Source organism: Deinococcus pimensis DSM 21231 (assembly GCF_000519345.1).
Classification (GTDB): Bacteria; Deinococcota; Deinococci; order Deinococcales; family Deinococcaceae; genus Deinococcus_A; species Deinococcus_A pimensis.
Genome location: NZ_KI912633.1, coordinates 358,001 through 367,169, shown reverse-complemented (window position 1 = coordinate 367,169; position 9,169 = coordinate 358,001). Strand labels below are relative to the sequence as shown.

Below are 9,169 nucleotides of genomic sequence, written 5' to 3'. Positions count from 1 at the left end.
CCCGCCCGGCCGAGAGCAGGACGGCCGCGAGGACGACCAGCACCGTCCCGACGTGCGCGAGGACGGACGCGCCGAGCGACACCATCCAGCCGCCCAGGAGCGCCCCGAGGAGCGCGCCGAGACTGTACGTGCCGTGCAGCCTCGACATGAGGGAGCGGCGCGTGGCGTGCTCCAGCGTCACCGCGACGACGTTGAGCGCGACGTCCGCCGCGCCGAACCCCGCCCCGAACAGGGCGAGCGTGACGAGCAGCGCGGGCAGGCCCGTCGCCTGCGTGGCGAGCAGCAGCGCCGCGCCCGCCGTGACGAGCGCCGTGACGGCCACCCCGCGTGGGCCGTGCCGGGCGAGGACGCCGCGCGCGAAGGGCAGGACGAGCACGCTGCCGAGCGTCACGCCGAGCAGCGAGAGCCCGAGCAGCACGTCCGAGAGGCCCAGCGCGTCCTTGACGAGCGGGATCCGCGTGACCCAGGTGCCCATCAGGACGCCGTTCGTCAGGAAGAGCGCCGCGACGCCCGCGAGGGCGGGCAGAACCGAGGTCGCCGGACGCGGCGCCGCGCCGTCGGTGACGAGTGCGGGCTCACGCATGGCGCGCTCCCCGGGGTTCCGTGCGCAGGGCGGACGGTGCGGTGGACATGAACGGACCGGCCTTCCGGGGAGGGAAAGCGGGTGGAGTGACGCCGTGCCCCGAGAGGGGTCATCTCAGCCTACGGGGCGCGCCTGGGGGACGTGGCGACGTTGCCCCGTCAGCGAAGGAAGTCGAGGAGTTCCGCGTTCACCTCCGCCGCCGCCTCGTGCTGGACCCAGTGACTGACGCCCTCCAGGACACGCAGCCGGGCGCCGCCCTCGACCTGCGCGGCGCTCTCCTCGGCCATCTCGCGCTTCAGGAAACGGTCCTCGGCGCCCCACACGATGAGGGTGGGCACGCGGACCCTCAGGTCGCCGCCCCCGTCCACGCGGGGCACCCGGAAGGCCGCGCGGTACCAGTTCAGCATGCCCGTCAGGGCGCCCGGCCCGCCCCACGCCTCGCGGTAGCGCGCGAGATCCTCCTCGGTGAAGGTGCCCGGACGGGACGTGGCCTGGAGACTGGCCGCCGCGAGGCGGAAGTTCCCGGCGCGCAGCAGCGCCTCGGGCAGCGCGGGCAGCTGGAAGAGGAACATGTACCAGCTGCGGCGGCGCTGGTCCGCGCTTTCCCGCAGCGTTCGCGCGAACACGGCGGGGTGCGGCACGTTGAGGATCGCGAGACGACGCACGCGTTCGGGGTGCGTGATCGCGAGCGCCCAAGCGACCGCCGCGCCCCAGTCGTGGCCCACCACGAAGGCCTGGGGGATGCCGCGCCAGTCGAGCAGGCCGACGACGTCGCGCACGAGCTCACGCACGGCGTACGCGTGCACGCCCGGCGGCTTGCCGCTGAGTCCGTAGCCGCGCTGGTCGGGCGCGAGCACCCGGTAGCCGGCCCGCGCGAGCTCGTCGATCTGGTGACGCCAGCCGTACCAGAACTCCGGGAAGCCGTGCAGCAGCACCACGGGCGGTCCGTCCACGGGGCCCGCCTCCACGACGTGCAGCGTGACGCCGTTCGTGGGCACGAGGCTGTGACGGTACGGGATTCCCGGGGATTCCACGTGGGGTTCGGCGGTGTTCATGGTGCCTCCTGGTCCCAGCCTACGGCGAGCGGCCGTTCACTTCACGGGGACGAGCTCGATGCGGTAGTCGGTCGTGCCGACCTTCACGAGGACGGCGTCCTGATCGGCGAGGTACTCGCGGTTGACCCAGTCGCCCGCGTTCACGTCCTCGTTGGCGTCGTTGTCCTGCAGGGCGTACACGGCGTAGGGGCCCGCGCCGAGATCGCCCAGCACGAACGTCGCGGTGGATCCCGTCGTGGAGATCACGGCGCCGCGCACGCCGTCGGACTCGCAGTCGCCGTTCGGGCAGGCGATCACGACGGTGTTCTTCAGGGAGTGCCCGCCCGTGGCGGTGACGGTGCCGCTGATCGTGCTGGCCTTCACGGCGGGGGCGGCGGGCTTCGCGGGCGCGCTCGTGGCAGGGGCGTTCTTCGTGGGAGTGGTCTGCGTGGGCACGGCTTTGGTGGTGCGGGTGAACGCGGACGGTCTGCCCTCGCCCTTCACGTCGCCGAGGAAGAGCGCCTCCTTGCCGCTGACGTCCTGCCCGAGCTTCCACGACCAGTCGGACGGCTTCACGCTGCCCTTCTTGGTGTTCTTCGGGTCGCAGACGTAGGCCTCGGAGTCGCCGCTCGTGGGGCGCAGGCTCAGCTTGCTGCCGCTGATGGTGGCCTTTCCGCGTTCCGCGCTGAAGACGCGGCTCTCACATCCGGCGGTCTGGATGACCATCAGGCCGACGTACTCATAGGTGCCGTCCGCCGCGAGCCGCAGGGTGAAACTGCTGCCGCGCGCGCTGCGCCACTGTCCGGTGGTGAGGTTGACGTAGCCGCTCGTGGACGCGTCACCGGAATGCCACTCCCCGACGAGGTTCGCGGGGATGGTGGCGGCGCAGGCGGCGCCGAGCGAGAGGGCGAGCAGGGTGGCGAGGGCCGTGTTCGGGGTGCGCATGGTGTTCTCCTCCGTCGCCCGTGGGCGTGACCGCACCGTACGGGACGCCCGGTGACGGGGGGATGGCGTGAACGGAGCGCCGCCCCCGTGGGGGCGGCGCTCCGGGTGGGGCCCTACTTCTTCGGCCCGAGGCGGATGAGGTTCACGTTCTCCAGCACGCCGAGCGGTCCGGTCACCCAGCGCTGCACCCAGGGGCGCGCGGCGGCGGGCGCGACGCCGTGCACGACGGGAATGCGGACGTTCGCGGCGTACGTGAGCTCGTGCAGGCGCGCGTAGACCTTCGCCTTCGCCTCGCGGGTCTTCGCGGCGCGGCCCTGACGGACGAGCGTGTCGATCTCGGCGGGGTCGTAGCCGGTGTCGCTGCTGCCGCCCGAGCCGTAGAAGGCGCTGTAGAAGTTGTCGGGGTCGCCGTAGTCGCCGGACCAGCCGTAGAGGAACATGTCGAACTTCCCGAGGTTGCGGTCCTTGAGGTACGCCGCCCAGTCCTCGGTGCGCAGGTTCACCTTGATGCCGATCCCGGCGAGGTCGGCGGCGATGGCCTCCGCGACGGGCTTCGGGGTGGGGTAGTAGCTGCGCGAGATCGGCATGTACCACAGGTCGAGCGTGAAGCCGTTCGGGAAACCGGCCTCGGTGAGGAGCTTCTTCGCGGCCTGCGGGTCGTACCTGTAGTCGGCGGGCACGTCCCTGCTGTTCGCCCACGCGAGGGCCTGCGGCAGCAGGGACGCGTTGGACGCGCCGAGGTCGCCCCAGAAGGCCTGCACGATCTCCTTCTTGTTCACCGCGAGGCTGATGGCCTGCCGCACCTTCTCGTTCTTGAGGTACTGGTTTCTGGTGTTGAGGTTGAGAAGTCCGACGTTGAAGGCGGGCGGCAGCACGAGCCGCAGGTTCCTGTCCGCGCGGATCGCGCGGGCGTCGTCGGGGTTGAGGTTGCTGGTGAAGTCGATGCCGCCCGCCCTGAGCTCGTTGAGGCGGGCGCTGGGGTCCTTGATGAAGCGCAGCACGAACGCGTCGAGGGTGCTCCTCGTGCCCCAGTAGGCGGCGTTCGGCTTGAGGTTGATGCGGTCCCCGGCGCGCCAGCTCACGAACTGGAAGGGGCCGGTGCCGACGGCGGTCCCGGCGGGCGTGCCGTACTTCGCGCCCTGCTCGCGGATCGCCTTCGGGCTCGCGATGCCGAAGTAGTCCGTGCCGAGGACGTCCGGGAAGGCGGTGAAGCCGCGCGCGAGGGTGAAGCGGACGGTGGAGTCGTTCACCTTCGTGACGCTCCTGAGGACGCTGTCCGCGTCGCCGCGGTAGCCGCCGAGGAGGTCCGCCCAGATCTCGAAGGTGCGGCCCTGGTCGCGGCCCCCGTACTGGAACTTCGGGTCCCACCAGCGGTTCACGTTGAAGATGACGGCGTCCGCGTCGAAGGGCGTGCCGTCGTGGAACTTCACGCCCCTGCGCAGGCGGAACGTCCAGACGGTCGCGTCGGCGTTGCTGGTCCAGCCGAGCGCGAGGCCGGGCTGCGGGGTGGTGGTGCCGGGCTTGAAGGTGACGAGACGGTCGTAGATCTGCGTCTGGACCTGCAGGCTGGGATTGTCGGAGGCGTTTCCCGCGTCGAGCGTGACGGGCTCGCCGGGCGCGCCGAAGACGAGGGTGCCGCTCGCGAGGGCGGACGCGCCGAGCAGCAGGGCAGTGAGGACGAGGGATCTCGTGCGCATGCGCGGACTCTACTGCGCCTTCCTCCGGGCAGTCGTGAACGTCGTCCCGATTGACCTGAAGGGCTTCGTCATGTCCGGCGCCGGGTGCCATCCGCCTGCCATGACCCCGCGCCTACCGTGCGGTCATGACCAAGACCAAGACGAAGACGACGCTGACCCGGTCCATCGCGATCCTTCTGCTGGGTGTCACGCTCGCCGCGTGCGGTGACGCCGCTTCGGGCGTGGGCACGGGCTCTCCCTCCTCCAACGTCGGCGGGGGCGCGGGCGGCCCCGTGACGGGCGCGGCCTACACCATGACGGGCACGGTCCGCAACGCGGCCGGGCAGCCCCTGCCCGGCGTGGAGGTCTGGGCGGACAACACGCTGTACTACAACATGAACGCGCTCGGCACGACCGACGCACAGGGGCGCTACTCCATCGCGCTGCCGAGGGACGCCCTCGGCACGTGGCGGGCGGGCGGGCGCTTCCAGAAGAAGTACGCGGGGCAGTGGTACGACCTCTCGCTCGACGTGGACAATCCGGCCGCGTTCAGCGCGGACACGGGCGCGGTGCGCGACCTCACCCTGCGCATCTCGGGCGAGCGCACGGGAGGCGGCTTCTGGGGTGGGACGGTCTACGCGTACGGCTCGTACGGCGCGGGCAGCTTCGACCTGGATCACGTCGAGCTGACGCTCACGCCCGAGGGGCCCCTTCTCGACGGCAGCGCCGGCAAGGTCATCACGACGGGACTGGACGGCAGCGTCGTGCGGGACGTGCCGATCGGGCAGTACCGGGTGTCGGCGCGGTACCTGCCAGACGGGGAGGCGCCGCGCGCCATGCTGGTCGCGCCGCCGAACACCGACGCGTACGGGACGAGCGCCACCCTCACCTTCGAGCAGAGCGTGAGCTACGGGCAGCTGCTCGACTTCAACCTGAAGCTCGCGAACTGAGGTGCGGGACGCCCCGGCGAAGTATGCTCGGGGCACCCATGACCATCACCGAGCGTCTTCCGCTGGAGGAACTGGCCAGCCTGCCGACCGTCGCCGCCGTGACCGTCTCGCCCGACGGGGAGCGCGCCGCGTTCTACTGGGACCGCACGGGGCGGTTCGAGCTGTACGTGCTGGACCTGCGTTCGGGCGAGGTGCGGCAGGTGACGCACGGGGAGGCGCCCCGGCACCTCATGGCGGGCTTCGTGTGGACGCGCGCCGGGGACGCCGTGGTGTTCAGCCGGGACAACGACGGCGACGAGCGTCAGGCGCTGCATCACCTCGACCTCGCGTCGGGATCGGTGCGGACGCTCGACCACGCGCCGGGCAGCATGGACTACGCCGTGGACGTCCAGCCGGACGGCGCGCGGGTCCTCGTGAACAGCACCCGCGCGGGGCAGATGAACGTGTTCGCGCACGACCTCACGCGAGGGGACGACGCGGTCTGGACGGCCCTCACGGCGTACGGGGCGCCCGCCACGGCGACGGGCTGGAGTCCGGACGGCTCGCGGTTCGCGTTCAACACGAACGAGACGGACGACTTCAAGAACCGCGACGGGTACGTCGCGAACGCCGACGGGACGGGCGCGCGCCGGGTGTTCTCCCTCGGCGTCGGCTCGGAGGACGTGGTCGGCGCGTGGCATCCGGACGGTCGGCGCGTGACCGTGACGAGCGACGCGGACGGCGGCCAGCGCGTCGGCGTGCTGGACGTCGACTCGGGCGAGACGCGCTGGCTCACCCCCGCGGGCGGGGCCGTGGAGGAGTCCGCGGGCCGCTTCTCGCGGGACGGCCGTTTCCTGCTGGCGATCCGCAACCGGGAGTCGACCCTCGTGCCGGTCGTGTACGACGTGGAGAGCGGCGGGGCGCGCGAGCTGCGGCTCCCGCCGGGCGTGACGCAGACGGCGCGCTTCGTGCTGGACGACACCTGTGTCCTCGTGCAGCACGCCTCCGCGACGCGCCGTCCGGAACTGCTGCTGTACGACCTCTCCACGGGCGGAACGCGCGTGCTGCTTCCCGCCGAGTACGGGACGCTCGACCCGGAGGCGTTCGTGCCCGACGAGTACGTCCGCTACCCCAGCTTCGACGGGCAGCAGGTGCCCGCGATCCTGTACCGTCCGCGCGGCGCGCGTCCCGGCGCGCGGCTCCCGGCGCTGGTGCACGTGCACGGCGGACCGACCGCGCAGTTCTTCCGTGGGTTCGACCTGTACGCGCAGTTCCTCGCGGACCGCGGGTACGTGGTGCTGTGCCCGAACGTCCGGGGCAGCACGGGCTACGGCGTGGCGTGGCGGGACGCGAACCTGAAGGACTGGGGCGGCGGGGACCTCGGGGACGTCGTGGCGGGCGCGGCGTACCTGAAGTCCCTGCCGGAGGTGGATCCGGAGCGCGTCGGCGTGTTCGGCGGGAGCTTCGGGGGGTACATGAGCTACATGGCGGCGGTGAAGGCGCCGGACGTGTTCCGCGTGTCCGTGCCGATCGTGGGCATCACGGACCTGCACATGCTCTACGAGGACAACAGCCGCGTGATGCCGCAGCTCGGGTACTACTTCCGCGGCCTGATGGGCGATCCCGTGGAGGACGCGGACCTGTGGCGCGACCGCAGCGCCGTCACGCACGCCGCGAACCTGCGCGCGCCGATGCTGATGCTGCACGGCACGAACGACCCGCGCTGCCCGGTGAGTCAGGCGCGGGTGTTCCGCGACCGGCTGCTGGAGCTCGGGCGGCGCGAGGGGGAGGACTTCGAGTACCACGAGTTCGAGGACGAGGGGCACGGTCCCGGCGGGGACATCCAGGGCAAGATCCGCAACTACCGTCTGCTCGCGGACTTCCTCGCGCGGCGCCTCTAGGCATGGACGTCGTCGACGCGCAGGTGCACTTCAACCTGCTCGGCTCGCCGGAGGCCGGGATCGCCCTGATGGACGCGGTCGGCGTGAGCGCCCTGCTGTACGACGAGTACTGGGGCTTCGACGCGCGGTCGCGGATCCTGCCGGGCTACGAGCTTCCCGGCGGGGCCTTCCGGCACGTCTTCCCGCTCGCGGAGGAGGCCGCGATGCGCTTCCCGGAGCGCTTCTCGTACCTCGTGCGCTTCGACCGGAACGACCCGGACCTCGACGCGCTCGTCTCGACGGTGGGGCGGATGCCGGGACGCCGGGCCCTGCGGGTGGTGCCTTGGACGCCCGAGGGCTTCGAGGCCTTCGCCGAGGGCGCTGAGGAGCCGGTGTTCGCGGCGGCCCGGCGGCACGGCGTGCCGGTGTTCGTGCTGCTGCCGGGCCGTACGGAGCTGCTGCGCCGCTACCTGCGGACCTTCCCGGACGTGCCCGTGATCGTGGATCACTGCGGCGTGGAGCTTCGCCCGGGGCGGCTGCACGACGACCGCCTGTCCGGGCTGGGCGAGGTGCTGGCCCTCGCGGAGTTCGAGAACGTGTCCCTGAAGTGGACGCACGCGCCGCGCCTCTCGGCGGGACCATACCCCTACCCGGACGTGCTGGAGGCGCTGCTGCGGGCCGTGGACACGTTTGGACCGCGCCGCGTCATGTGGGGCAGCGATCACTCCGAGAGCCGTGATCACCACTCGTGGGCGGAGTCGCTGTACTACATCCGCGACGCGCGCGAACTCTCCGAGGACGACAAGGCGTGGGTCCTGGGGCGCAGCCTGCGCGAGGTGCTGCGCTGGCCCGCGCCCGCCTGAGCGCTCAGGCGGGCGCTGAGACGCGTCCCTCGGTACGGGCGGGAAGCCCGAAGGCCCCGGCGAGCAGCTCGTAGGACCGGACGCGCTCCTCGTGGTCGTGGATGTTCGACGTGATCATCAGCTCGTCGGCGCCGTACCGTCCGGCGAGGTCCTCCAGCCGGACACGGACCTCGTCGGGCGTGCCGTGCACGAGCAGGGCGCGGCCATACCGCGCGACCTCCTGTTCCTGCGGCGTCAGGGGCCGCGTGAGCGCCTCCTCCGGACTGACGAGCGGAAGGTCGCGTCCGCCGCGGATGCCGAGCGTGAGGTGTTCCTGCGTCCGCGCGAGCGCCTCGGCGCGTTCCCGCGTCTCGGCGACCATGACGGACACCGCGAGGATCGCGTGGGGACGCGCAAGGTGTTCCGAGGGCACGAACTGCTCGCGGTACGACCGCATCGCCATGCCGGCGGCGTCGGGGCTGAAGTGGTACGCGAAGGCGAAGCCCAGCCCGAGCCGCGCGGCGAGCGCCGCGCCGTAGGTGCTCGACCCGAGCAGCCAGAGTGGCGGGAGGGGCACGCCGTCCGGGGTGGCGCGCACCCGGGCGAAGGGGTGACCGTCCGGGAAGCGCGCCTCGCCCGCGAAGGCGCGCAGCTCGTGGATCTGCTCGGGGAAGTCGTCGGCGCGGAGCGCCTGCGCGGAGCGTCTGAGGGCGAGGGCCGTCACCCCGTCGGTGCCGGGCGCCCGTCCGAGCGCGAGGTCGATGCGGCCCGGATAGAACGCCTCCAGCGTCTTGAAGTTCTCCGCGACGCGCAGGGGCGCGTGGTTGGGCAGCATGATGCCGCCGGAGCCGACGCGGATGCGCGTGGTCTCCCGCGCGACGAGGGCGATGAGGAGTTCGGTGGCGGTGCTGGCGAACGTGCCGGTGTTGTGGTGCTCCGCGAGCCAGTAGCGGGTGTAGCCGAGCCGGTCGGCGGCGCGGGCGAGGTCGAGCGTGCGGCGCAGGGCCTGACCGGGCTGATCGCCGGAACTGACGGGCGCGAGATCGAGGACGGAGAGCGGCAGGGGCATGTGCCGGTGATACGCCTGCGCGGCGACGCCGACAGGTCATGCGTCACAAGGGAGAAGGCGACCCTGGTCGGGGTCGCCTTCCCCGGCCTGCCGTTCAGCCCGCGAGGCGAGCGGCGTGGCGCCGCACCTCGTGTTCCTGCTCGGGGGTCTGGATGGCGCCCCGCCGGGCGGCGCGGGTCACGCGGACCGCGTCGTCGGCGCTCAGGCCGAG

Annotated in this window: 8 protein-coding genes; 3 read left to right on the top strand and 5 right to left on the bottom strand. The window is 72.2% G+C overall.

The features are described from left to right. From DEIPI_RS29090 to DEIPI_RS0106580, 4 genes are all read right to left on the bottom strand, one after another. A partial coding sequence (locus DEIPI_RS29090; protein ID WP_157463515.1) for an MFS transporter occupies positions 1-583 on the bottom strand: 583 nt, incomplete at its 3' end. A gap of 158 nt (positions 584-741) precedes the next feature. Next, complete coding sequence (locus DEIPI_RS29085; RefSeq protein WP_045233737.1) at positions 742-1,638, bottom strand: alpha/beta fold hydrolase; 897 nt, start codon at positions 1,636-1,638, stop codon at positions 742-744. Between the two features lie 36 nt (positions 1,639-1,674). Next, on the bottom strand, positions 1,675-2,562 hold the full coding sequence (locus DEIPI_RS0106585; RefSeq protein WP_027481262.1) for a hypothetical protein: 888 nt from the start codon (positions 2,560-2,562) through the stop codon (positions 1,675-1,677). A gap of 113 nt (positions 2,563-2,675) precedes the next feature. After that, complete coding sequence (locus DEIPI_RS0106580) at positions 2,676-4,259, bottom strand: ABC transporter substrate-binding protein (RefSeq protein ID WP_027481261.1); 1,584 nt, start codon at positions 4,257-4,259, stop codon at positions 2,676-2,678. A gap of 125 nt (positions 4,260-4,384) precedes the next feature. On the opposite strand from DEIPI_RS0106580, the gene DEIPI_RS35385 reads away from it, so the two are divergent. The 3 genes from DEIPI_RS35385 to DEIPI_RS0106565 are packed head-to-tail and all read left to right on the top strand — an operon-like array spanning position 4,385 to position 7,910. Then, entirely contained in the window at positions 4,385-5,188 is an 804-nt protein-coding gene (locus tag DEIPI_RS35385; RefSeq protein WP_052351638.1) for a hypothetical protein, read from the top strand. A 38-nt stretch (positions 5,189-5,226) separates the two neighbouring features. Next, on the top strand, positions 5,227-7,068 hold the full coding sequence (locus tag DEIPI_RS0106570) for a S9 family peptidase (RefSeq protein WP_045233804.1): 1,842 nt from the start codon (positions 5,227-5,229) through the stop codon (positions 7,066-7,068). Between the two features lie 2 nt (positions 7,069-7,070). Next, positions 7,071-7,910 (top strand): amidohydrolase family protein, encoded by an 840-nt coding sequence (locus tag DEIPI_RS0106565; RefSeq protein WP_027481259.1) that lies wholly within the window; start codon positions 7,071-7,073, stop codon positions 7,908-7,910. A gap of 4 nt (positions 7,911-7,914) precedes the next feature. Here the strand turns inward: DEIPI_RS0106565 and DEIPI_RS0106560 are convergent, their stop codons facing one another. Next, positions 7,915-8,958: an LLM class flavin-dependent oxidoreductase gene (locus DEIPI_RS0106560; RefSeq protein ID WP_027481258.1), complete on the bottom strand. Its 1,044-nt coding sequence runs from the start codon at positions 8,956-8,958 to the stop codon at positions 7,915-7,917. Between the last annotated feature and the right edge of the window lie 211 nt (positions 8,959-9,169).